Source organism: Bifidobacterium sp. ESL0764, from assembly GCF_029395515.1.
GTDB lineage: Bacteria > Actinomycetota > Actinomycetes > Actinomycetales > Bifidobacteriaceae > Bifidobacterium.
Map to the genome: position 1 here is coordinate 823,680 of NZ_CP113919.1, position 25,080 is coordinate 848,759.

The following is a 25,080-nucleotide window of genomic DNA, read 5'->3' on the forward strand; positions in this document are numbered from 1 at the left end:
ATGTGCTATGGGCCTTGGGTTAGTCGGCTTTTAGTTGTCGCTGTCGCCGAAAATCTGCAGCAGATAGAGGAACATGTTGATGAAGTCGAGGTAGAGGTTCAGCGCGCAGATGATTGAGATGCGGTTCAGCATCACGGTATCGCCGCGTTGCTCAGCCACATCGAACATGGCTCTCGTCTGCTGGGCGTCGTACATCGTCAGCCCGGCGAAGACAATGAGGCCGATGGCTCCGGTGATCATGAGCGTGGTCTGCGAGGGAGCAAAGAACATCATGATGACTTCGCCGACCAGCAGCACCAGAAGCGCGACGAACAGAATCGGGCCGGCCTTGAGCATGTCCTTCTTGGTGGTCAGCGAAAGCATCGTCAACACGAAGAAGAACGCGACGCACAGCCCCAGCGCCATGCCGATCGACGGCAGGCTGTAGGTGTAGAAAATGGTGGCGAGCGTGAAGCCGGTCAGCGCAGCATAGAGATAGAACATGGCGCGTGCGGCGCCTACGCTCATCCTGTCGATGCGCCAGCCCAGCACGACGGCGATGGCCACCTGCACCACGGCCAGGCCGATCCAGCCGATCATGCCCGTGGCTATCAGGAAGCCCTCGAGTGCGCCGGTCATCTGGGTGAACACGGCGACCACAGCGGTCAAGAGCAGGCCGAGCGTCATCTCGCCGTAGGCCTTGGTGGTGGAGACGTGGCGTGCGCGTTCGAAGGAATAGGCGGTCTGCCCGTTCATCGTCATCGTCGGGGCCGCCGTCCCGGCACCCGCACCCGCATATGCAGGCTGTCCGTATTGCGGTTGCGCGTACGGCTGTCCGTACTGCATGTTCCGGCCTTGGCCGTAAGGCTGCCCCTGAGGCTGGCCGTATTGGCTGTATTGTTGTTGCCCGTAGTTCTGTCCGTATGCGTTCGGCTGCCCGTAAGGCTGTTGCGTGTTGTTGTCTTCAGGCCTGTTCCCGAAAGCCATGCCTGCTCCTTTTGTCGATTTTCATTGACACTTGTTGGTTATGGTTATCAGTCTATCCGCAGTTACTGGCAATTGGCTGAGTGTGAACAACGTAGGATTTGAGGGGTCGAGAATACGCTGCCTGGTCTTCCGTCTCTTACAGTGGTCGAAGGAAGCGTTGCGCTTCACGTAGAGCGGAGATTATGATGCTGCACGATTAGCATGGAAAGCATAGAAGGGTTTGTTCCGAGACGTTTGGGAACGACCACACACATCATGGAGGCGGCAATGACCGACAACAAGGTTCCGGATATCACATTGAACAATGGCATCACCATCCCTCAGCTGGGATTGGGCGTGTTCCAGACCCCGGAGGGGGAGACCACGGCCAACGCGGTGGATGTCGCGCTGCGCTCGGGCTACCGCCATATCGATACGGCGAAGGTTTACGGCAACGAACGATCCGTGGGAGAAGGCATACGTCGTTCCGGCGTTGCCCGCCACGAGATCTTCCTGACGACGAAGCTTTGGAACGAGGATATCCGTCAAGGACGCACGCGTGAGGCGTTCTATGAGAGCCTTGACCGTCTTGGCACCGATTACGTGGACCTCTATCTCATCCATTGGCCGGCAGACGGCTGGCAGCAGGCGTGGAAGGACATGGTTGCGCTCTATCGCGACCGTCGTATCCGTGCCATCGGCGTGTGCAATCTGCAGGAGCATCATGTGAAGGAATTGGAGGGGCTCGGCACGGGGATGCTACCGGCGGTCGACCAGATCGAGTCCTCGCCGCAGTTCGGCAACCAGGAGCTGGTCGATTTCGTCAAGTCACAGGGCATCGCCGTTGAGGCCTACAGTCCGCTCGGCGGTACCGGCGGTTCGCTGCTCTCTTCGCCGCGGCTTGCGCAGATCGGTGCGAAATACGGCAAATCACCCGCCCAGGTCGTCATCCGCTGGCACCTGCAGCGCGGCGTCATCGTCATTCCGAAATCCACGCACGACGAGCGCATCAGGCAGAACATCGACGTGTTCGATTTCGAGCTGAGCGAAGAGGAAATGTCGCAAATAGCCGGTCTTGAAACCGGTGTGCGAACCGGCGGCGACCCGGACAATTTCGACTTCTAGTCTCTCAATATCGTTTACATAACAATTGCGCCTTACATAACGATTTCGCCGGTTCCTTGCTGAAAAGAAACCGGCGAAACCAGTATGGAACGAAAACTATCGTGTATTGTGCGACGTCACTTATTGGGGTTGAAGGCTTGCGAGGTCGGGGCTTCCTCCTGCTGCGGGGCGCCGTTGATATCGCGGTGGATGTTCTGCATCTGCGTCTCGATGTTCTGCAGGCTGCGCGCGCAGTCGAGCAGCGTCTGCGAATGCTCGGTGAGCTTTGCATCCGGCAGGTCGGACTTGTAGCGCAGGGCGTGCTCCAGGCTGGCCCAATAGTCCATGGCGATGGTGCGGAACTGCACTTCGACCGGCGTGTAGTGCTCGCCGTTGGAAAGGAAGACCGGCACCGCGTAGATGACGTGCAGGCTGCGATAGCCGTTCTGCTTCGGGCTTTTGATGTAGTCCTTGACGCGCAGCACCTGGATGTCGGATTGACTGGAAAGGTAGTTGGCTACGGAATAGACGTCGTCGCGATAGTTGCAGATCACGCGGATGCCGGCCACGTCGAAGAGATTGTCGCGTATCGACTCCGTGCACATCGGCAGGTTGCGGCGCCTGAGTTTGCCGAGAATCGAATTGACGGATTTGAGCCGGCGTTCCATATGGTGGATGGGGTCATGGGCGAAATGGACATGGAACTCGCTGTCGAGCACTTCGAGCTTGGTGCTGATCTCGTACATCGCGCCTTCGTAGACCTGCATCATGTCGATGAATTCGGTGATTTCGTCCGCCGGGAACAGCTGTGAGCCGGCGGCGTCCGTGCCGTTTTGGGCCACTTTCTCGAGCCTTGCCTGGATTTCGGCGGTGTTGATGCGTTCGTGTCGATCTAATATCACGTCTTCCCATCTTACCGAGAGCCATCTATCTAAACTGAATATCGGCTGAAAATCCGACGTGAATATCGTAGGCGATACCGGTCGTTAGAATCACCACTATCGGGTTCGCCCGCGGTCGAACGAAAGGTAAAGGGTATGGAAACGAAGAGCAACGTGGCCCGTGTCGTCTCCATCATCGGCCCTACCGCGTCCGGCAAGACCGGATTGGGCATAGCCTTGGCGCAGCAGCTTGCGAAGGGCGGTCAAAAGGCCGAAATCGTCAATGCCGATGCCTACCAGATGTACCGCTTGATGGATATCGGTACGGCCAAGGCGAGTGCGCAGGAGCAGGCCGCGGTACCGCACCATCTGCTCGATATCATCGACCCCGGCGAGACGATGACCGTAGCCAGATTCCAGAAACTGGCGCGCCGGGAAATCACCGAGCTCAAAGGCAGGGGGGTACGCCCGATTCTGGTCGGCGGTTCCGGCCTGTACGCGCGCGCGGCCATCGACGACATTTCGTTTCCCGGCACCGACCCCGAGGTTCGTTCCCGGCTCGAAGCGAGGGAACAGGCCGAAGGCGCCGGATCGTTGTATGACGAATTGAAGCGCAAGGATCCGGAAGCCGCCGGGCGTATGGACCCGCACAACGCCCGTCGCACCATTCGGGCGCTGGAGGTCATCGAGATCACTGGCAGGCCTTATTCCGCAAGTCTCCCGCGATACCGCTATGTCATCGACTCCGTACAGATCGGCCTTGATCTGCCGCGCGAGGAGCTCGACCGGCGCATCGACATCCGCACTTCCCAGATGCGCGAACAGGGGTTTGTCGAAGAGGTGCGACGCATTCGTCCGCTGCTCGGCGTCACCGCCTCGCGCGCTTTGGGCTATTCCCAGATCGAGGCGTATCTTGACGGCGAAATGAGCGAGGACGAGGCGTTCGCCGACATCGCCCAGAAGACCAAGCGCCTGGCCCGCAAGCAGATGGGCTGGTTCGGCCGCGACCCGCGCATCCATTGGCTCAATGCGCTCGACGAAGATCTGCCGGCCAAGGCGCTGGATATCGTTTCTCGTGCGGATGCTGGCAAATACGACGAAGCCGATGCCCATGCCGATGAGCATCATGTAGCCCATCACTTGGGCGACATCGCTACCCGTTGAGAAAACGGCTAAAGCCGCCACAAAAGGAGCTTTTTGCACGGCATTGATGAGAAAAGCGCCAAAACCGGCCTCAAAAAGTGCTTTTTCTCCACAGTTATATGTGAATCAGTCGGAAAGCGCCAAACCGGGCTTTGAAAAGTACTTTTCTCACTGATAACGGCAGAAGCTCAGTGCGCGGGACCTTGGTCCCAGCCCGAGATAAGGAAGATACGGGTGGGGTTGGCCAGTCGGATGATCGAGGCGAACATGCGCTCCAACCCTGAGATGTCGTGTTCGAGCAACGCAAGGCCGGTCGCTTTCCGATAGCTCTCGAACGTGACCGTGCCCCAGTTCAGGTCCCAGCCCACGGAATGTGTGAGTTCGGAGACGAACATGCGCAGCACCATGCCGTTGCCGTAGGTGAAGGGATGCAGGGCGTTCAACTCGTCAAAGACACCTGCCAGAGCACGGATGAAACCGGCACGGTCAAGCCCTGAAAAACAATCTTGCTCGCCCAGCTGCGAAAAGATGTTGGCCGCCCCGGTTGCGATAAGCGAAGCGGGAAAATACGGGCTTTGTCGTTGGCGATTCTGGTGGATTTCCCGGTCGTTCGCGCGATTCGGTTGGTTTGTGAAGTCGTCGATACCGTGCATCATGCAGGTTTCACCATCGCCGCGCACCATTCCTGCATCGGTCATTGCCCCGACGAACAGGCCGCGATGAATGGTTTTCAGCTCGTCAAGTCCGCCGTATGCCGGCCATCCATAATCGATGAGCCGTACGCAGCGGGCGAAAATTCGGTCGTCGCGAAGCTGCGTTTCTGCGCCAATGTCGGCTTGATCGTGCTGGCCGTTGTCAATCCTGCCGCCTGAGTGCGCAACGGTAACCGATGAGTGTTCTCCGGCGTTGTCGTCTTCATCTTTTTGATATGCAGACGCTTTTTGGCTCGGCCGTTGTGCGTGGCGTTCGGGTGCTTTCGCGAAATCCGAGAGGGCTATGGTGCCGCGCTGATAGCCGTTGGCGGCCATCACCATCGCATCGCTCACTACGATGCCCGATAGCTCGCAGTTTTTGTACGAGAATGCGACAGCGCTCGCACGTTCGGCAGGTGTCATGACCATGTTTCCATCGTAAGGCCATGGGCGACGTTATCACTATGGGCGAGCCTTTACGAAGTCGCTGGCAATAAGCGCGAAGCTGTCTGCGAAATATTTCAGGGATTTGCGGGCAATCGCAACCCGCCGGCATTTGAAAGGGTTGGGCAGATTGGCCGTTTGACGGGGTCGAGGGGACGGGCTTGAAGTAGAATCACAGTTGTTATGGCACGTAAGACACAGACGAACGGCAAGAGCGCGAAGACCCGTCGCAGCAAAGCGAACGGGTCAACTTCAGGTAAGGATATCGAGGCGACGAAGGTCATGCCGCCTGCCGATGCGACGTTTTTCGAGCGTCATGCCACCTTGTGCCGTATCGCCGGTTTCTTTGCGTTGGTCATCGTCGCGATCATGTTCTGTGCCTCCGAATGGTTCCATGTAGACGGTTTCCTCGGCCATTGGCTGCACATGGTCGCCGCGGGCCTGTTCGGCATGATGAGCGTCGTATTGCCGATTTTTCTGCTGGTTGTGGCCTATCAGGTGCTGCTCGACCCGGCCAAGCACAAGCGCAACCTGCGTCTGATCATCGGCTGTGCGCTGCTCTTCTGGTCGATCTGCTCGATCATCGATGCCATCGTCGCCTCGCCGTCGCGCGACTTCGATATGGATGTGCTGCGCAGTGCGGGCGGCCTGCTTGGCTTCGTGCTGGGCTCGCCGTTGGCTTGGGGACTTTCGAGCGTATTCGCCGTCATCATTTTCGTCGTCGTGGCGATATTCTCGCTGCTGCTCATCGTCAAGTTGGATATCACCAAGATTCCCGAACAGTTGCAGGATTGGTTGCAACGACGGAAAAGCGAGAATGGTGGCGAAGGCGACACCGTCGAAAACACCGGTGTAGGCATTCAAAGCGAGCAGTTTCCCAACGAAGTGCGCGTGGGTGATGAGACGTTGCAGCTTGCCGAGGGCGTGCCGACCCATGATGGGCAGGACGAAAGCATCGATGCCGACGCGTCAACCCAGCCTCGCAAACGTGGTATCGGCGCGTTCTTCTCTCGCATTTTCGGCCATGGCGGCAATGACGGCGACGACATCGCGAAACTTGAACGTTATGCCGGCGACGAGGCCTTTGACAGGGCTGCCGATCTCAATGGCGAGACTGACGAGACACAAATCATTGAGGGGCATCGACAGCCGATGGTCGATCCGGTCACCGGCGAAGTCCAACAAGTCGTTGACGGGGCAGTGCCGTCTTCATCCATGCCGAACGGTTCAGGCGGATTCGGAAGCGACGGAACCGCCGACTTGGCAATCGCTGGCGGCGCTACAGGCGTTCAGCCTGGCGCTTTTGCGGGCCCTGGGGTGGCAGGCGCGTTGGGGCCGTATGGAGCATCTGCGGATTCGCAGGCCTCCGCTAGTGGCCAGGCAGGCGATCCGTGGGCTGCGGTCGGCAAGGACGGCAGCGCTGCCGACCCCGTGACGCCGCAAGTCCAAGGCATCGCCGGGGGAGCGGCGAATCTGCCCGCTTCCGTCGCCAATCATGACGGTGACGATGCGGTGGCCAGACACGAGGCCGAGAACGCCGCGGATGAGGAGACTAACCAGCCCTACCACCTCCCCAGCCTTGATATTCTGGTGAAGGGCAAGCCGCATCTGGCCCGCACCCAGGCCAACGACAACGTCATCAAGGCGTTGAGCGCGACGTTCCACCAGTTCAACATCGATGCCAAGGTCGTCGGTTTCCTGCGTGGGCCTTCCGTCACCCAGTACGAGGTCGAGCTCGGCCCGGGCGTCAAGGTCGAGAAGGTCACGAACCTGCAACGCAACATCGCCTACGCCGTGGCCTCCACTGACGTGCGCATCCTCTCGCCGATCCCCGGCAAGTCCGCCATCGGCATCGAGATTCCCAACATCGACCGTGAGATCGTGCATCTGGGCGACGTGCTGCGCAGCGACAAGGCCGTGAACGACCCGAACCCGATGCTCGCCGGCGTCGGCAAGGATGTCGAAGGCCATATCGTCACCGCCGATCTCACGAAGATGCCGCATCTGCTGGTCGCCGGCGCCACCGGTTCCGGCAAGTCCAGCTTCATCAACTCCATGCTCACCTCGATCATCATGCGGGCCACCCCCGAGCAGGTGCGTCTGATCATGGTCGACCCCAAGCGCGTCGAGCTTTCCGCCTACGCCGGTATCCCGCACCTGCTGACCCCGATCATCACCGACCCGAAGAAAGCCGCGCAGGCTTTGGAATGGGTGGTCAAGGAGATGGACGCCCGCTACGACGACCTCCAGTTCTTCGGATTCCGCCACATCAAGGACTTCAACAAGGCCGTGCTCGCCGGCAAAGTCCATGTCCCGCTCGGCTCGAAACGCAAGGTCGCTCCATATCCGTATATTCTCGTGGTCGTCGACGAGATGGCCGACCTGATGATGCTGGCCAAGAACGACGTCGAAAGCTCCATCCAGCGCATCACCCAGCTGGCACGAGCCGCAGGCGTGCATCTCGTGCTCGCCACCCAGCGTCCGTCCGTCGACGTCATCACTGGTCTGATCAAAGCCAACATCCCCTCGCGTCTGGCCTTTGCCACCTCTTCGGCCACTGATTCGAGGGTCATCCTCGACTCCACCGGCGCCGAATCGCTGATCGGCCAAGGCGACGCCCTGTTCCTGCCGATGGGTTCGGCCAAGCCGATCCGTGTGCAGGGCTCGTGGGTCGGGGAGTCCGAGATCCGCAAGGCCGTCGAATTCGTGCGTACCCAGCGCAAGCCGCACTATCGCGAGGACATCGAGGAGATGGCCAAAAAGGCCGAGGCGAACGAGTCGCATCCCGACGAGGAGATCGGCGACGACATGGACACGCTGCTCGAAGCGGCCAAGCTCGTGGTCACCACGCAGTTCGGCTCCACCTCGATGCTTCAGCGCAAGCTGCGCATCGGCTTCGCCAAGGCCGGACGCATGATGGATCTCTTGGAATCGCGCGGCGTGGTCGGCCCGTCCGAGGGTTCCAAGGCCCGCGAGGTCCTGGTCCAGCCCCAGGATCTGACCCAGGTCCTCGACTTCATCCAAGGCAAGGCCGGAGCAGTGGCGCCGTCGGCTTCCCAAGGCGACACCGAAGCGGCTTAGGCGACACCTCGGTATCGCCGCCGCGCTAAGGTAATGAGTATGCAACAACGAGATGGGAAAAAATCGCTTCTGGACGGGTGGAACAGCCCACCGAACCTGGTGACCTACACGCGCATCGTGCTGGTCCTGATCTTTTTATGGGCCGATATCGCGGCAGGCGCTTGGGGGCAGCACAATCCGTGGCTGCGTTTCGCCGCGGCAATGCTGTTCATCGTGGCCGCTTCGACCGACAAGCTTGACGGCTGGATGGCCCGCACCTATAACCAGGTCACCGAGCTGGGCAAACTCATGGACCCCATCGCCGACAAGCTGCTGATCTGCTCGGCGCTTGTGGTGGCTTCCGTCTTCGGCGAAGTGCCGTGGTGGGTCACCGCGCTGTTCCTCATCCGCGAGATCGGCATCACCGTCATGCGCTTCTTCGTCATTGACACCGGCGGCAAGGTCATCGCGGCGGACAAGGCCGGCAAATACAAGACGCTCACCCAGTGCATCGGCCTGGGCATGCTCCTGATGCCGGTATGGGCGCTCGATTCGACGATCGGCAATCCGGGCCTGGTGGCGCTTCGCGGCGGTGGTCCCACGTTCGCTCATATCGCCAACGGTGCCCCCGTATGGTGGTTCGGCTATTACTCGTTGGCGGAATTCATCATCGACGTCGCTTTGATTCTCTGCCTGTATTCCGGATATGTCTATGTCCGTAATGTGGTGCGGACTCGGAAAAGTTCTTGAGGCTTCGATAAAATCTACCCCAAGCTGTTACCTACCGATTGGTAGGTGGCTTGGGGTGATTTTATATCTCGTCCGTTGACGACGGGAATATAATGATCGGCTCGATTCGGTTTTGGGAAGGCAATGATGGAACGTAAAAAGACACCGGGGAATGTCTCCGAGACGATACGCGATATGGGGGAATTGACCTCGAGCGGCACCGTTCCTTCGATTCAACCACGTTGTGATGCGCTTGCCGCAGGCATTCTCAAGGGTGCCAAGACTCGCGGGTGGAAGATCGCCTCTGCCGAATCACTGACGGCAGGTCTGCTCGCCGATGCGTTTGTCCGTATACCTGGTGCCTCCGAAGTCTTTCTCGGATCCGCGGTCACCTACGACATTCGTGCCAAAGCGAGTGTGCTCGGTGTCGATTCCGATCTGCTGCGCCTTCAGGGTGCGGTGCATCCGGAAGTGGCACGACAGATGGCCGAGCGGACCGCTGCCCTTTATGGGCAGCCGCAATATGGAGGTCGGATACTCGGCCTGTCGACCACCGGCGTCGCCGGCCCGGGCCCTGACGGAGACAAGCCCGAAGGCTTGGTCTATGTCGGCATCAGCGTTCCCGGTTCAGGCGATGGCGAAGCAAGGCGAACCGTGGCCGTCGAGCTTCGGCTTACCGGTTCGCGAGAAGAGATACGTCACCTTACGGTGCTGGACGTATTGCAGTCTGTGATGCAGCTCACATCGCTCACAGAGGAATAAACTCCCTTCTTAGCTGTTGATGAAAGTGACAGAACGAACAGCATGAAACAAGGAGGGGTGGCGTAATGGAAACGATGACTCGACCACAGGAGCAGATGAGAATGAACACGCTTGCATCAGAGGCGAGGCGCCCAAGCAATGCGCGCAACAGGGATTTGACCCCTGCTCAAAAGCGCGCAGTGGCTTTCGCGCAACAACAGGTTTTGAAGGCCCGTGCCGCCAAGAAGGCGAAGGATGAACGCCAGGCGGTGCTTAACAGGATGTGGCAGGAAGAGGATGCCGAGCAGTCCAAGCCGAGGGCGGCCGCACGCAAACACGACACCGAGGGAGACGGTCGCGACGTCTCGCTGCGCGAGGCGATTGGCCACGTGCTGCGCGACCTGCGTACCCGAGACCACAAGACGCTGCGTGAGGTCAGCGAAAAGGCCGGCGTTTCGCTCGGATATCTTTCCGAGGTGGAGCGCGGGCAGAAGGAGGCCAGCTCCGAACTGCTGGCGTCCATCGCCGAATCGCTGGGTTTGAGCACCTCGCAGATGCTGCGGATGGTAGCGGATTACCTCGATTACACCGAGGCGTGACCTCACGGGTTCATACCGCTTGATTATAAAAGCTCATCGGCTTATGGCCGGTGGGCTTTTGTGCTGTTGACGGCTTGTGGTTTCGCATATGGATTCGTATTCGTTGACGCTGGTAGACTTGTCGGCGTGAAAGAACGTGAATTTTGGCAGTTGCTGGAAGAGGTGCTTGGACGCACGTACGGGCGTTCGCTGGCGCATGATCAGGTATTGACGGCGCTTGACGACATGACCGTGGTCGAGGCGCTCGCAGACGGCGTCGAGCCGCGCGTCGTGTGGAATGTGCTGTGCGACCAGCTGCAGATTCCGGATTCGCGCCGTTGGGGCAAGGACCACAATGCGCCGCCGCTTCCGGCGAAATAGATTTCGATTGTTTCAGGCCTTCCGGCGCGCCTATTCGAACAAATGTTCGTATCTTGTTCTATGATTATTTTGTTAGTCAGGAACGAATAAACGGGGTTAGAGGCCCAAAAGCCCGGAAAACCACGGCGTGTCGAAAAGGCAAGCATTCGACCACATAACCCTGTTTCGCTTGCATAAGTAGCGGATTGCTCCTTATTCTGGTAGTGCAGGAGCGAACGTAAAGGAGAACGATGGCACAGCAATCAAAAACCGCCAAGGGCGGCAAAGCCAAGAGCGCCGGGCCCCAAGCCAATGGCGAACATGGCATCGACCCGCGCAAGCAGGCGGCGCTCGATACCGCGCTCAAACAGGTCGAAAAGGACTTCGGCAAGGGCTCGGCGATGCGGCTCGGCGACAAACCGGTGCAGGACGTCGAGGTCATTCCCACCGGTTCGCTGGCACTTGATATGGCTCTCGGAATCGGAGGTCTGCCCCGCGGCAGGATCGTCGAGATCTACGGTCCGGAATCTTCCGGCAAGACCACGTTGGCGCTGCACGCAGTGGCCAATGCGCAGAAGGCCGGTGGCGTGGCTGCCTATATCGATGCGGAACATGCGCTCGATCCGGTCTACGCCAAGAAGCTCGGTGTCGATACGGACCAATTGATCATTTCCCAGCCAGACAACGGCGAGCAGGCGCTTGAGATCGCGGATATGCTGGTGCGCAGTGGCGCACTGGATATCGTGGTCATCGATTCGGTGGCGGCTTTGGTGCCCAAGGCCGAGATCGAAGGCGAGATGGGAGACAGCCACGTCGGTCTGCAGGCCAGGCTGATGAGCCAGGCGCTGCGCAAGATGACCGGTGCGTTGGCCCAGTCCAACACCACCGCCATCTTCATCAACCAGTTGCGCGAGAAGATCGGTGTCTTCTTCGGCAGTCCGGAGACCACGACCGGTGGCAAGGCGCTGAAGTTCTATGCTTCCGTGCGTCTCGACATCCGCCGTATCCAGACGTTGAAGAACGGTGATGAGGCGGTCGGCAACCGCACCAAGGTCAAGGTCGTCAAGAACAAGATGGCGCCGCCCTTCAAGTTCGCCGAATTCGACATCCTCTACGGGGAGGGCATCTCCCGGGAGGGCTCTGTGCTCGATATGGCGATCCAGTGCGATGTCGTCAAGAAGTCCGGATCGTGGTTCACCTACGAAGGTGACCAACTGGGGCAGGGGCGTGAGAATGTCCGTCAGTTCCTCAAGGACAATCCGGCATTGACCGACGAGATCGAACGCAAGGTGAAGATCAAATACGGCCTGATTGAAGACGATTCGAAACCTGAAGACGGTGGCGACACTTCGCAGGATTCCGGTTCCTCGGATGCCGGCGATGCCGCAGCTGCAAGCGCATCTGCTGGGAGTGCCCCGTCTTCGGGTTCAGAGGCGAAAGCCTAGTTTTCCGGGGCCGACTCCATGATCAGTGTCGAGGATTTTTTGCAGGGTCGCCATCTGCCGGATGTGTCATCCGAAGATGGCGACCATGGCTCGACCGATGGCGGTCGTGTCGTTGAGAGACGGGCAGGCAGCAGTGGTGGGGGCTCGTCGGATTCAGGCTTGACAGGCGGTGCTGTTACAGCTTCGTCCGCCTTCGATTCACACGATGGCAACGCTGACGATGATACGGTCTCAGACCGGCGCCGGACATCGGCACGGTCGAAAAGGCCGAACAGGGCCCACACCCATGCGGTCGCGATAGCCAGCAATTACACCAGTGGTTTCGGGGGCAGCCTCGATGCCGACGACACGTTCGACGGCTCGCATAAGCATGGAAAATACGGCAAATACGGACGCGGACGCGGCAAAAGCCGTTACCGCAGATATCGCGGTGGAGCACCTGTGAAACGTGTACCGGATGATCCGGCCGATTCGGATGCCTGTCGCGAGGCGGCGTTGACGTTGCTCGATGCCGCTGCCCGTTCTTCCGGAGCGCTTATCAGGCGACTGATCGACAAGGGCTATGATCCTCAGGTCGCCGAGGATGTGGTGATGCGTCTGGTGGATGTCCATCTCATCGATGATGAGGAATACGCGCGTGCTGTGGTGCGCAGCTGTGCGGGGCGGATGCTCGGTTTCCGTGGAACCACCATGGAATTGAGACGCAAGGGCGTTGACGATAAGCTGGCGCAAAGCGTAGCGGCCGAAGCCCGTGAACAAGGCGTTTTCGAAGATGCCGCCTGGCAACTGGGGCGCAAGATTGCGCTAAAAACGGAAGGCTTGGAACTTCAGGTACGTCGTCGTCGCTTCTGGAGCGCCGGAGGACGCAAGGGCCATGATCCGGAAACGCTGCGTCGGGTCGCCCATGAGCTGTTTGATGATGATGGAGAACGATGATTGTTCTTTTTAAGACGATGATCGCCAACAAGTTATCATTTAATAGTTAGATTTGACATCTATTGTTGATTCGTTATAGAGTTATCGAGTCATTTCCATGTCAAAGCTGAATGAAATGTTGAAGGCAGCGTAAGAGACGATGAAGAAAGAAATGATGTAATTGTAAAGAAGCAATTATTCGAAAAGAAAGCTGACGACAATGGCAGTCAAAGGCGCTAATACATATCGAAACCCATCTTATCTTGAAAGTTCCGTAGGAATTTTCATGTTCTTCTGCTCGTGGGGCATCTGGTGGTCCTTCTTCTCAAGGTGGCTCACCGATCCGACCAAGGGCCTGGGCATGACTTCAGCCCAGCAGGGTGAAATCTACTCCATCAATTCGCTGGTGACGCTTATCCTCATGTTTGTGTATGGCGTTATCCAGGATAGCCTGGTCATCAAGCGTCGTTTGGTGATCGTGATCTCGTGCATCGCCGCGTTGGTGGGTCCGTTCGCTCAGTTCATCTATGCCCCGATGCTGAAGGCCGGCGGATCCATGAAGTTTCTTGGAGCACTGCTTGGCTCGGTGGTGCTTTCGGCTGGCTTCATGGCAGGCTGTTCCCTGGTCGAGGCGCTGACTGAACGTTGCAGTCGTTTCTTCAACTTCAAATACGGCCAGTCGCGTGCGTGGGGTTCCTTCGGCTACGCCATCGTGGCGCTGATCGCCGGCCGTCTCTTCAATATCAATATGATGTACAACTTCTGGCTTGGTTCCCTCTTCGGCTTTGGCATGCTTTGCGTCTACGCCTTCTGGCGTCCGGCCGAGCAGGTCGAGGAAATGAAGAAGGATGCGGATCCGAATGCTCCGCACAGCAACCCGAGCGTCAAGGAAATGGTTTCCGTGCTCGGTATGGGCTCGCTGTGGGCGATGGTTGTCTTCATCTTCTTCACCAACACCTTCTACACGGTCTTCGACCAGCAGATGTTCCCGAACTACTATGTCAGCCTCTTCTCCAGCAAGGCCGCAGGAAATGACTGGTACAGCAACCTCAACGCCATCCAGGTGTTCTGCGAGTCCGCGATGATGGGCATCGTCCCGGTGATCATGGACCATATCGGCGTGCGCAACTCGCTGCTTTTGGGCGGTGTGGTGATGTGCCTGCGTATCGGCCTGTGCGGCATTTTCCACGACCCGGTGATGATTTCGGTGGTCAAGATGTTCCACGCCATCGAGGTTCCGCTCTTCAGCCTTCCTACGTTCCGTTACTTCACGTTGCATTACAACACGAAACTATCGGCGACGCTCTACATGGTCGGTTATCATGTGGCTTCCTCGCTCGGCCAGACCGTGATGTCCACTCCGCTGGGCCTCTATCATGACAAGATGGGCGACCGCGTCACTTTCCTCACCATTTCCGCCATCGTATTGGCTGCGGTAATCTATGGTCTTTTTGTCATCAAAAAGGATGACCAGCAGGTGGGCGGCGATCCGTTCATTCGTGTCAAGGACCGTAAGAAGGCCGAAGCTGAAGGTCAGGCCATTCAGGCCGAGGCCGCCAGCGACGAGCTTCCCGCCTGATTGTCCAACGGTTTGGCTTGTCTCTGACAATACAGACGAAACCACAAAATTCCATAGCGATGTAAGGCCTCCGTGTCGATCAAGGTGTGGGGCCTTACACGGATAACAATAATTACCATATATGAGAAAAGGATCAAAGATGACCACCGAATCTCCTGTTTATACCCCGATACGCGACCACGGCGAGGAGCTTGCCAAAGCCGAAGCGGGCGTCGCCACGCTCGCTCTTGAGCGCGAGGACCGCTGGTATCCCAAGTACCACATCGCCTCGAATGGCGGGTGGATCAACGACCCGAACGGCCTGTGCTACTACAAGGGCCGTTGGCACGTCTATTACCAGCTGCACCCTTACGGCACGCAGTGGGGGCCGATGCACTGGGGCCACGTCTCCAGCGCCGATATGGCTGCCTGGCGCCGCGAGCCGATTGCTATGGCCCCGAGCCTTGAGCAGGAGAAGGACGGCGTCTTCTCCGGTTCGGCCGTGATCGACGACGACGGCAAATTGCGTTTCTACTACACCGGTGAGCGTTATCTTAACGGCATCGATCCGTCTGGCGGCCAGTGGCAGGTCCAGATGGCGGCCGTCGCCGAGGACGACGAAGCCACCAAGCTCAACAAGCTTGGCATGGTGGTCGATTGTCCGCGTGAAAAGGTGCACCAGCACTTCCGCGACCCGAAGGTGTTCAAGTGGGACGGCGTCTGGTACATGGTGCACGGCGTCTCGGATGTCAACGATCACGGCCAGCTTTGGCTCTACACCTCCAACGACATGGTCCATTGGGAGTTCAAGAATGTTCTTTTCCAGGATCCGGACCCGGACGTCTATATGCTTGAGTGCCCCGACTTCTTCCCGCTGAAGGACAAGGACGGCAACACCAAGTGGGTCATCGTCTTCTCCGCTATGGGCGCGGAGGCGCAGGATTACATGAACCGCAACAACAGCAATGCCGTATACATGATTGGCACGTGGGAGCCGGGCGAGGCGTTCAAACCCGAAACCGAACTCCGGCTGTTGGATTGCGGAGCGAACTATTACGCTCCCCAGTCGTTCGAAGCCAACGGCCGCCGCATCATGTACGGCTGGATGAGCCCATTCAAGCAGCATGCCCCCATGCAGTCCGACGGCTGGTGCGGCCAGATGACCCTGCCCCGCGAATGCTATCTCGGCGAAGACGGCGACCTGCACACCGTACCCGTCCCGGAAACCGACCGGCTGCGCATCAACACCTTCGAGCACGTCGCCCGCCCCATCGAGGCCAACGAGGAGGCCCTGGTCGACGAGGACGCCGAAGCCGTGGAGATCGAACTGGACATCGACCTCAACGACACCACCGCCGAGCGCGCGGGCCTCAAGGTCCACGCCACTTCCGACGGCTCCTACACCTACGTGGCCTACGACGCGCAGGCCGGAACGGTAGTGGTCGACCGACAGGCCGCGGCCCGCGGCGACCGCGGCTACCGCGCCGCCAAGCTCACCGACGCCGAGCTCAACGCCGACGAGCTCAAGCTGCACGTTTATGTCGACCGCGGCTCGGTCGAGGTCTACGTCAACGACGGCCTGCACGTGCTCAGCTCCTACAGCTACCCGTCCGAAGGCAAGCGGGGGGTCTTGCTCTCCGCCGAATCCGGCGTCCTCGCCGTCGACCGGCTCATCGTCCACGACCTCAAAAGCATCGGCCTGGAATAATGAGAACAAATATCTGATCTGATCGCTTTATTAGGGGCTCGGGCATAGTAGGGAATGATCTGCCGTGTCCGGCCCCTTTCTTGCTTCCGTGCAGATCCGTGACCATGTATCCCATTTGACAGCGGCAAATCGAGGATTAACCGTTCCATGTCCAGACGACACAGATGGCAATACAACTGTCGGTATTCGATATAAAAGTGAAGTGAGACCTCGTATACCCCGGGTTCTGTCGCGTGTCGCCACGCGGATGGCCATCCATCTCGACCTGACGTTGCCGCCAGGCTCCAGCGGCCTACCCGAAGGCCGGGCGAGCAGCCCGTGTCGAAGCCCGAAAGTACCGACGTGCCTTCTGCTTGGCCTTGCTCCCGATGAGGCTTGCCAGCGGCCTACTGTTGCCAGCGGCCCGGTGGTCTCTTACACCGCCGTTTCACCCTTACCCAGCCAAAGCCGGGCGGTCTGTTCTCTGTTGCGCTTGCTCTCAGGTCACCCTGGGCGGACGTTATCCGCCATCGTGCTCTGCGGAGCCCGGAAGTTCCTCAGCCACCCTGGACGTGCCAGGTGCGGCCGCGACCATCAAGAGGTCTCACAAACATCCAATTATAGCAAAGTATTGCCCGTGGCGTGGCGTACAAGCGAAAGGCGTATTTTCGGTGTACATCCAGCTTGCCCCAAGTGAAGACGCTAGACTGGAAATTAGCAGCACGGCAATGATGTTGCTGCTGGCACATAGGTGGATCAAACGCCACCGAACCTAACAGGAGGTCGACCATGGATATAGTCGTTACCGGACGTCACATGCAAGTCAATCAGAAGTTCCGTGATGTCGTAGACACGAAAATGAAGCGTGTCACGTCGATTGCCCCGGACGCTGCGCGTGCACAGATCGTCGTATCCCGTGAAGGCAACCCACGTCAGGCCGATACCGCCAAACGCGTCGAGATCACCATCGAGGCCGGAGCCACCGTGGTGCGTGCCGAAGCCTCAAGCTCAGACGAATACAGCGCTCTCGATATTGCGTTGGACAAGCTGACGCTGCGCCTGCGTCGCGTCCGCGACCGTCGCAAGTCCCATCGCCCGACCCGCAAGGAGCAGAAGACCGTCGACATGGGCGTGCTGCCTCTCGACGAACCGATCAATCCGGAGCCCCCGGCATTGCAGGAGCCCGAAGAGATCGAGCATCCGCTCTCCACCGATCTCGGGCCCGGCGAGAGCGTCGAGGTGCAGGTCGGCGATACCCCCATCGTCATTCGCCGCAAGCTGCATATCGCCGATCCGATGACCATCGACGAGGCCCTCTACGAGATGGAGCTCATCGGACACGACTTCTTCCTCTTCGTCAACAGTGAGACGAATCGTCCTTCCGTCGTCTATCGTCGCCACGGCTGGAGCTACGGCGTCTTCGAGATCGACACCGCCGAAAATGTCAAGAAGGCGAACAAGGCGGCTAAGAGCAAAAAGCAGATATGATTTGATGGCGTGTCTCGACAACAGAAATTCCGACAATTCGGATTTTCGGTAAGTGGATTTCGTCAATGTAGCGTTTTTCGACCCACCGAAATCAATCGGTGGGTCGATTCATATCGAGGTGAGAACTGTCCTGTTTTGTGAACTTTATCTCTGAATAAAGGGAAAATCTGCGCCGCCGCGTAAGATTAACGTTAGTCTGTGCCAAGCCTCGGTTGGCTTGGTCTTGCTCGTTTATGGGAAACGAACTAGGGAGCGAAATTGGTAGATATCGTCGATAAGGCCCTGCGCATGGGCGAGGGCCACCAAATCAAGAAACTTGAGAACGTGGCCAAGGCGACTAATGCACACGAGGACGAGATTGCGGCCCTGAGCGACGAGGAGCTCGCCGGGCAAACGGCCAAATTCAAGCAACGTCTCGACAACGGCGAGGATTTGGACAAGCTCATGCCTGAGGCTTTCGCCACGGTGCGTGAAGTCTCCAAGCGCACACTCGGCCAGCGGCACTTCGACGTGCAGCTGATGGGCGGAGCGGCTCTGCACTGGGGCAACATCGCCGAGATGAAAACCGGTGAAGGCAAGACCTTGGTCGCCACGCTTCCTTCATATCTCAACGCTTTGGAAGGCAAGGGCGTCCATATCGTCACGGTCAACGACTACCTCGCCAGCTACCAGAGCGAGCTGATGGGCCGTATCTTCCGATTCCTCAAGATGAACGTCGGCTGCATCATCACCGACCAGAAGCCTGCGGAGCGCCGCAAGCAGTATCTGGCGGACATCACCTACGGCACCAACAATGAGTTCGGTTTCGACTACCTGCGCGACAACATGGCGTGGGAGAAGAACGAGCTGGTGCAGCGCGGCCACCACTACGCCATCGTCGATGAGGTCGACTCCATTCTTATCGATGAGGCGCGTACGCCTCTGATCATTTCCGGCCCGGCCGAAGGCGGTGTGACCCGCTGGTACCGCCAGTTCGCCAAGCTCGTGCTGAAACTGACGCGCGACGAAGACTACGAGGTCGACGAGAAGAAGAAGGTCGTCGGCATCCTCGACCCGGGTATCACCAAGGTCGAGGACTTCCTGGGGATCGACAACCTGTACGAGCCCAGCAACACCGCGCTGATCGGCTATCTCAACAACGCCATCAAGGCCAAGGAACTCTTCCTGCGCGACAAGGACTACGTTGTCACCGGCGGCGAAGTGCTCATCGTCGACGAGCACACCGGCCGTGTGCTGCCCGGCCGCCGCTACAACGAAGGCCTGCACCAGGCCATCGAGGCCAAGGAAGGCGTCGAGGTCAAGGCCGAGAACCAGACCTTCGCCACCATCACCCTGCAGAACTACTTCCGTATGTACGACAAGCTCGCGGGCATGACCGGTACGGCAGAGACCGAAGCCGCCGAGTTCATGAACACCTACAAGCTGGGCGTGCTGCCGATTCCGACCAACAAGCCGATGATCCGCGTCGACAACGACGATCTGATCTACCGCACCAAGAAGGAAAAGCTCACCGCCATCATCAAGGATGTCGCCAAGAGGTACAAGAAGGGCCAGCCGGTGCTGCTCGGCACCGCCTCCGTCGAGTCCTCCGAGGTCGTCTCCTCGCTGCTGGATGTGGCCGGCATTCCCCACCAGGTCTTGAACGCCAAGCACCACGAGAAGGAAGCGGCGGTCGTAGCCGTCGCAGGTCGCAAGGGCGCCATCACCGTGGCCACCAACATGGCCGGCCGTGGTACCGACATCATGCTCGGCGGCAACGTCGAGTTCCTCGCCGACCAGAAGCTCAAGAGCGAAGGCTATTCCGCCGACGACACGCCGGAAGAGTACGAGAAGCGCTGGCCCGGCACCCTGGCCGAAATGAAGGAACAGGCCAAGGACGAACACGAAGAGGTCACCAAGCTCGGAGGCCTGTATGTGCTCGGCACCGAGCGCCACGAGTCCCGTCGTATCGATAACCAGCTGCGAGGCCGTTCCGGCCGTCAGGGCGATCCGGGTGAATCCCGTTTCTACCTGAGCTTGGAAGACGACCTGATGAGGCTGTTCAACACCCAGCTCGTCGCACGCGTGATGGCCAAGGGTCTGCCCGAGGGCGAGCCCATCGAATCCAAGAGCGTCTCGAAGGGCGTGCGCACCGCGCAGAAGTCCGTGGAATCCCGCAACTTCGAAATGCGTAAGAACGTCCTGAAATACGACGACGTGATGAACAAGCAGCGCAAGGTCATCTATGCTGAGCGCCAGGCGGTGCTGCGCGGCGTCGATATCCACGAGGATATCCTGCGCTTCATCGACGAGACCGTCGAAAGCTACATCAAGGGCGCCAACAACGGCAGCGACAAGCCCGAAGAGTGGGATTGGGACGGGCTGTTCAGCGCGCTGAAGACGGTCTATCCGATTTCGGTCGAACAGGACGACGCCAAGAAGAAGGCCGAAGGCCTCAAGGGTGAAAAGGCTGTTGACGCGGTGAAGGAATTCATCGTCGACGACGCCAAGCAGCAGTATGCGGGCTACGAGGACCAGATCGGCGACGACGGATTGCGTCAGCTCGAACGCCGTGTGGTACTTGCGGTGCTCGATAAGAAGTGGCGTGAACACCTCTACGAGATGGATTACCTGAAGGACGGCATCGGCCTGCGTGGCATGGGCCAGCGTGATCCGCTGGTCGAGTACCAGCGCGAAGGCTTCCAGATGTACAACAAGATGATCGACGCCATCAAGGAGGAGAGCATCCAGCTGCTCTTCCACGTCGACATCCAGCAGGTCGCCAAGACCGAAGACGTCGAAGCCGAGACCGAAGCGGCAGAGGCTGCCGAATCCTCCGCAGAGGACGAGGCCGTTGACAAGGCTGCGCAGGCGGCCGGCGTCGGATCCGTTGACGACGGGGAGGCCGCGGAATCGAAGGCCACAGTCGCTTCCGCCCCGGCCGATCCGGATACCGCCGATGAGGATGCCGACGAAGCCGATACTGCCGAAGAGGCAGAGGCCGGCACCAACACCGAGCCAGGCATCGTCGGCCCGGCGCCGATGAGCCACGCCGAAGGCAAGGTTCCGGCCAACAAGCGTCCGAAGGCCGACGAGCTCAAGAGCCCGTGGTCCGATGGCAGGACGTTCCCTGGCACCAAGAAGAACGATCCGTGCCCTTGCGGTTCCGGTCGCAAGTACAAGATGTGCCACGGACAGAACGAAAAGAAGTGAAATCCGTGCTGGTTATCCGGTAGCCTGCTGTTGTCGGATATAAAGCAAACGGTGGTTGACAGAGATTTTGCCAACCGCCGTTTGTTTTATATGTAGCAGGTTGTGGTGGTGAAAGATATCGAAGGTTTCAGACCCTGGACCCATCGTCGAAATAATCCGTCTGAGTCTGATGGAATCCCTTATGCGTGATCAAGAGCCCCGCGCCTCCGATTAAGGCGCACAGTCCGAAGACAATGCCCATGATGCCCGCGAATTTTGGAAAGAAGACAGCGGCGATCAGGCCTGCGATGCCGACGATGAGCAACCCCCAGAACACGACTTTTACCGGGTCCAGGTGCCCAAGGTCGGGATTCGGGGGCGTGAAGTCATCGAAGCCATCCATGACGTCGTCGACGTCAAGCCAGCTGGAACCTTCGAAATCCCTTGGTCCACGGGGCCTTGAAGACGAAGAGGATCCCTTGGCAAAGGAGTCCGGCGTGATGTCTTCGATGGAGAGCTGCGCCTTCTTCTCCTCCCGTTTTGCGTGTTTCTCGAAACGTTTGGCCTGGCGACTGCTGCTGATATCGTCAAGGTCCTCGGCGTGTTCGTCCTCGAAGCGTTTCCATGCTTCCTCAAGTTCGGCGGTATCCGGGTGTATATCCTGCGTGTCTCCGCTTTCACCCAAACCGGCGTCGCAACGCGCGTGGGAATCGGCGTCGTCCCGTTTGTCGTCACTGCTGTTGCTATCCTTGAGGCTAGTCATACCGACCACTCTAACCCAGCGGTCGGCCAATTGTGTTTCGAGCGCATGCCTTTCAGACGTGCGAGATTTCAGGGAGGTAAGAGCTCGTGCTCTATTGGTTCTTTGTGAAGGGACTCGGCCCGATCGCCCGTTGGCGTATGCATCCCAAAGGTGTCGGCGTCGAAAATATTCCCAAATCCGGCGGCGCCATCATCGCCTCGAACCATCTGGCTGTCATCGACGACGCGCTGATTCCTCTGACCAGCCCGCGCATGATCCATTTCATGGGCAAGGCCGAATATTTCGAAGGCAAGGGGCTCAAGGGCAAGTTCATCAAATGGTGGTTCACCTCCGTCGGTGTGTTCCCGGTCGACCGTTCAGGTGGCTCGAAATCGCTCGGAGCGCTCGCCCACGCTCGCGAGATCATCGAGGACGGGCATCTCTTCGGCATTCACGTGGAGGGCACGCGTAGCCCCGACGGAAGGCTTTATCGGGGGCACACCGGCGTGGCAAAGCTTGCGCTGGAAACCGGTTGCGACATCATTCCCACGGCCGTCATCGGCAGCAGGAAGATACAGATGCCCGGCCAGGTCATCCCGAGTTCGGGGCATACCAAGGTGATCTACGGCAAGCCGATTTCGGTGCGTAAAGTAGATCCCGACACCATCACCCATGACGAGCTGCGCGAGCTGACCGACCATGTCATGGCCGAGATCGGCAAGCTCAGCGGTCAGGAATACGTTGACGAATATGCGCAGACGGTCAAAGCGCGCATGAAAAAGGCGCAAGAGGCCGCCCAGCTCGAACAAACGAAACAGGCCTGAGAAACCGCGACCGGATCAGACAGGTGACACGGCACGACAGCGCGATCGGCCGGACACGTCGAACAAACGGGATAGGTCAAGAGGCCTGATGATGCGGGCCGATCGGATAAGGCCAATCAGGTCAAACGAATTGACGTGATTGGCCTTGACTGTACTCTTGACTGAACCTTTGACAACGGCCAGCATCCATGACGCGAAGCCGTCGCCTTAGCAGCCGGGTACGAAACTTCGAAAGGTTTGCGAATAAGCGTCGCCTTAGCAGGGGAGTGCGGAAGCTTTGCAAGGCCCGCGAATAAGCCTTAGACCACGGTAAGCGTGATGACGGTCGGGTTGCCGTCGTTGCCCCGCACACGAACCTGCGCCCCGGGGTCGGGGGATTGGAAACGAACCTGATGGGTCAGGTCGCCCAAAGGCGCGGAAATCTTGACTTTCAGCCCCAGGGCTTCCAACGTCTTTTGGGCGTCGTTCTCGTTCTTGCCGCGCACGTCGGGAATGGTCACCGTCTCGGGCCCCTTGGAGACCACGACATCGACCTTGTCGCCCCAATGCAGCTGCGTGCCGGCCTTGGTCGACGTGGAGACGATGGAACCCGCCGGCACCGAATCGTTGAATTCCTCGCTGTAGTTCGGCTTGAGTTTCGCGTCGTCGAACGCCGCCTGCGCGTCATCCTTCGTTCGCCCGGTCACATCGGGCATGCTCACCGGCATCGGTCCCTTGGAAAGCACCAGCGTCACCTTGCGGTTGTGGGCAACCGTCGTTCCGGGCTTGGGCGAGATGGATTTCGCGGCCCCTGCGGGCAGGTCTACGGAATATTCGTCCTTGCTCTCATCATGGACGATGTTGGTGAAACCGGCCTGGGAGAGGGTTTCCATCGGTTTTTTGCCGGCGGCACTCGTGGGGTCGAGGATGTCTTTGGGCACGGTGACATGCCGGACGCCCTTGGAGACGATCACCTTGAGTTTGGCGCCGGTGCGCTTGCTTACGTGTCCTCCCACGTCGCCGGGATCGGTGGAGATGACTTCGCCCTTGCTGACCTTGTCGCTGAATTCTTCGGACACCTGAAAGGGGACGCCGGCCACCTTGAGCGTGCTTTCGAACGGTTTCCATTTGACGGCGGTGATACGGCAGGCGCTGTTGGTGCTGCAGCTCAGGTCTTCGGGCCTGGGCACGCTGTAGTAGCTTCCTGGGCCGAGGAAGTACCACCATGCCGCGCCGGCTGACATAAGCAGCGCCAAAAGCGCCAGGATGATGGTCGTGATGACCACTGGCTTGCGAAGGCGTGAACGTTTTTGGGGCATGGTCTTGGCGGTTGGATTATCGCCGCTCGGTTCCTCGACCTGTCCTTCGGTAGGCGCGTCCATCAAGCCGATGGTCATGGTCGGATTGTTCGCGGCCGCCGTCCCGTCGTTGGCCAGGGTCCGCCCGCCGATGGCCTGTGTGGCCGCGTTGGGGGAGGACTGGTGTTCGTAGGTGCCGGGGCTCATGGCTTGCGTTTTTTCGTAGGCAGGGGAAGCGGAAGCCGCCGGCAGCTCGGGTGAAATGGGCGACGGCTTGGTATCCTCACCAGTCGCGGCTGGTGGGTTCGGCGGCAAAGTGCCGACAAGCGGGGAAGTGGCCTCCTGCCCGGCTGCTTCGGTATCGGCGGGCACGTAGCGGTATTGCCAGCCGTCGACGCCGATACGCGAGCTCAGTGTTTTCAGCTCCTGCAACGCGGCCGCGGCATCCACGGGACGATTTTCGACTGTACGGGCCGTCAGATGAGCCACAAAGGCCGAAATCGAAGGGTCTATGCCTTGGCAGACGCCCTGAAGCGCCGGTACATCCTCGTGGACGTGTTTGAAGACCATCGTCACCGGGTTGTCCGAGGTGAAGGGCACCTGCCCGGCCAGCATCTCCCAGGCCATGATGCCTACGGAATAGAGGTCGCCTTGAGGTGTGGCGAGATTGTTCTCGATCATTTCGGGAGCCAGATACGCCGCCGTGCCCAAAAGCATGCCGGTGGTCGAAAGCGTCGCCTCGCTCATCGCCTTGGCCAGCCCGAAATCGGTGATCTGCACGCGCCCGCGGTCGTTTAAAAGGATGTTCTCGGGTTTGATATCGCGGTGCACCACGCCGGCCCGGTGTGCGCTGGCCAGCCCGTCGAGTGTCTGGGAGATGATGCGCACCGTCTCGTGGACGCTGAAGGTGCCGCGTTCGTTCATCTCGTGGCGCAGATTGACACCGTGCACGTATTCCATGACCAGATAGTCGCGGCCGCCGGCCGTTCCGGAATCGTAGACCTGCACGATATGCGGGTTGCTGATGGCAGCGGCGCTGCGGGCCTCGCGGTGGAACCGGGCGACGAACTGGTCGCGGTGCGGGCCTTGGGCCAGCTGCGTGTGCATCACCTTGATGGCCACGACGCGTTCGAGTCGTTCGTCTTTGGCCCGGTAGACCGTGGCCATGCCGCCGTCCGCAATCGGCCCCAAGACGCGGTAACGCCCGTCGATCAGTTGGCTTTGCGGTTGCGTTTCGGCTTCGCTCATGACTTGGCTGTGTCCCTTGGTTACTGGTAGGTACGAATGTCTTAATAT

19 protein-coding genes and 1 other RNA gene are annotated in these 25,080 nt (G+C 59.2%); 14 read left to right on the plus strand and 6 right to left on the minus strand.

Annotated features, from left to right (window positions below):
• Positions 1-30: 30 nt before the first annotated feature.
• Positions 31-966 (minus strand): Bax inhibitor-1/YccA family protein, encoded by a 936-nt coding sequence (locus OZX71_RS02940; RefSeq protein WP_277160444.1) that lies wholly within the window; start codon positions 964-966, stop codon positions 31-33.
• Between the two features lie 267 nt (positions 967-1,233).
• Here OZX71_RS02940 and OZX71_RS02945 point away from each other — a divergent pair, with 267 nt between their 5' ends.
• Positions 1,234-2,070 (plus strand): aldo/keto reductase, encoded by an 837-nt coding sequence (locus OZX71_RS02945; protein WP_277160445.1) that lies wholly within the window; start codon positions 1,234-1,236, stop codon positions 2,068-2,070.
• A 116-nt stretch (positions 2,071-2,186) separates the two neighbouring features.
• On the opposite strand, the gene OZX71_RS02950 is transcribed toward OZX71_RS02945, so the two are convergent.
• Positions 2,187-2,951 carry a GTP pyrophosphokinase family protein gene (locus OZX71_RS02950; RefSeq protein WP_277147227.1) on the minus strand — a complete coding sequence of 255 codons (765 nt, stop codon included), beginning with the start codon at positions 2,949-2,951 and terminating at the stop codon, positions 2,187-2,189.
• Between the two features lie 135 nt (positions 2,952-3,086).
• Here OZX71_RS02950 and miaA point away from each other — a divergent pair, with 135 nt between their 5' ends.
• On the plus strand, positions 3,087-4,094 hold the full coding sequence (gene miaA / locus OZX71_RS02955; RefSeq protein WP_277160446.1) for a tRNA (adenosine(37)-N6)-dimethylallyltransferase MiaA: 1,008 nt from the start codon (positions 3,087-3,089) through the stop codon (positions 4,092-4,094).
• Between the two features lie 167 nt (positions 4,095-4,261).
• On the opposite strand, the gene OZX71_RS02960 is transcribed toward miaA, so the two are convergent.
• The gene (locus tag OZX71_RS02960; RefSeq protein ID WP_277160447.1) at positions 4,262-5,194 is read right to left on the minus strand and encodes a Fic family protein; all 933 of its coding nucleotides are present in this window, start codon (positions 5,192-5,194) and stop codon (positions 4,262-4,264) included.
• A 198-nt stretch (positions 5,195-5,392) separates the two neighbouring features.
• Here OZX71_RS02960 and OZX71_RS02965 point away from each other — a divergent pair, with 198 nt between their 5' ends.
• From OZX71_RS02965 to OZX71_RS03005, 9 genes are all read left to right on the plus strand, one after another.
• Positions 5,393-8,290, plus strand: a complete 2,898-nt coding sequence (locus OZX71_RS02965) for a DNA translocase FtsK (RefSeq protein ID WP_277160448.1) — start codon at positions 5,393-5,395, stop codon at positions 8,288-8,290.
• 39 nt (positions 8,291-8,329) lie between these two features.
• Positions 8,330-9,019: a CDP-diacylglycerol--glycerol-3-phosphate 3-phosphatidyltransferase gene (gene pgsA / locus OZX71_RS02970; protein ID WP_277147221.1), complete on the plus strand. Its 690-nt coding sequence runs from the start codon at positions 8,330-8,332 to the stop codon at positions 9,017-9,019.
• A gap of 210 nt (positions 9,020-9,229) precedes the next feature.
• Positions 9,230-9,760, plus strand: coding sequence for a CinA family protein (locus OZX71_RS02975; RefSeq protein ID WP_277147395.1), 531 nt, complete (start codon positions 9,230-9,232; stop codon positions 9,758-9,760).
• Between the two features lie 65 nt (positions 9,761-9,825).
• Positions 9,826-10,338: a helix-turn-helix transcriptional regulator gene (locus OZX71_RS02980; protein WP_277147219.1), complete on the plus strand. Its 513-nt coding sequence runs from the start codon at positions 9,826-9,828 to the stop codon at positions 10,336-10,338.
• Positions 10,339-10,464: 126 nt separating this feature from the next.
• Positions 10,465-10,698, plus strand: coding sequence for a DUF3046 domain-containing protein (locus OZX71_RS02985; protein WP_277147217.1), 234 nt, complete (start codon positions 10,465-10,467; stop codon positions 10,696-10,698).
• A 230-nt stretch (positions 10,699-10,928) separates the two neighbouring features.
• Positions 10,929-12,122 (plus strand): recombinase RecA, encoded by a 1,194-nt coding sequence (recA, locus tag OZX71_RS02990; protein ID WP_277160449.1) that lies wholly within the window; start codon positions 10,929-10,931, stop codon positions 12,120-12,122.
• Positions 12,123-12,563: 441 nt separating this feature from the next.
• Positions 12,564-13,058 carry a regulatory protein RecX gene (locus tag OZX71_RS02995; RefSeq protein WP_348519532.1) on the plus strand — a complete coding sequence of 165 codons (495 nt, stop codon included), beginning with the start codon at positions 12,564-12,566 and terminating at the stop codon, positions 13,056-13,058.
• A gap of 199 nt (positions 13,059-13,257) precedes the next feature.
• Complete coding sequence (locus tag OZX71_RS03000; protein WP_277160450.1) at positions 13,258-14,616, plus strand: MFS transporter; 1,359 nt, start codon at positions 13,258-13,260, stop codon at positions 14,614-14,616.
• Between the two features lie 121 nt (positions 14,617-14,737).
• Positions 14,738-16,303 carry a glycoside hydrolase family 32 protein gene (locus OZX71_RS03005; RefSeq protein ID WP_277160451.1) on the plus strand — a complete coding sequence of 522 codons (1,566 nt, stop codon included), beginning with the start codon at positions 14,738-14,740 and terminating at the stop codon, positions 16,301-16,303.
• Positions 16,304-16,502: 199 nt separating this feature from the next.
• On the opposite strand, the gene rnpB is transcribed toward OZX71_RS03005, so the two are convergent.
• An RNA gene (gene rnpB, locus OZX71_RS03010) (RNase P RNA component class A) lies at positions 16,503-16,889 on the minus strand.
• 182 nt (positions 16,890-17,071) lie between these two features.
• On the opposite strand from rnpB, the gene raiA reads away from it, so the two are divergent.
• Complete coding sequence (gene raiA / locus OZX71_RS03015) at positions 17,072-17,770, plus strand: ribosome-associated translation inhibitor RaiA (protein ID WP_277160452.1); 699 nt, start codon at positions 17,072-17,074, stop codon at positions 17,768-17,770.
• A gap of 258 nt (positions 17,771-18,028) precedes the next feature.
• Positions 18,029-20,962: a preprotein translocase subunit SecA gene (secA, locus tag OZX71_RS03020; RefSeq protein WP_277147206.1), complete on the plus strand. Its 2,934-nt coding sequence runs from the start codon at positions 18,029-18,031 to the stop codon at positions 20,960-20,962.
• A 127-nt stretch (positions 20,963-21,089) separates the two neighbouring features.
• Here the strand turns inward: secA and OZX71_RS03025 are convergent, their stop codons facing one another.
• Complete coding sequence (locus OZX71_RS03025; protein WP_277147204.1) at positions 21,090-21,704, minus strand: DUF308 domain-containing protein; 615 nt, start codon at positions 21,702-21,704, stop codon at positions 21,090-21,092.
• Positions 21,705-21,790: 86 nt separating this feature from the next.
• Between OZX71_RS03025 and OZX71_RS03030 the strand changes: the two genes are divergently transcribed.
• The gene (locus OZX71_RS03030; protein WP_277147202.1) at positions 21,791-22,507 is read left to right on the plus strand and encodes a lysophospholipid acyltransferase family protein; all 717 of its coding nucleotides are present in this window, start codon (positions 21,791-21,793) and stop codon (positions 22,505-22,507) included.
• Between the two features lie 299 nt (positions 22,508-22,806).
• Here the strand turns inward: OZX71_RS03030 and OZX71_RS03035 are convergent, their stop codons facing one another.
• Entirely contained in the window at positions 22,807-25,032 is a 2,226-nt protein-coding gene (locus tag OZX71_RS03035) for a Stk1 family PASTA domain-containing Ser/Thr kinase (RefSeq protein ID WP_277160453.1), read from the minus strand.
• Between the last annotated feature and the right edge of the window lie 48 nt (positions 25,033-25,080).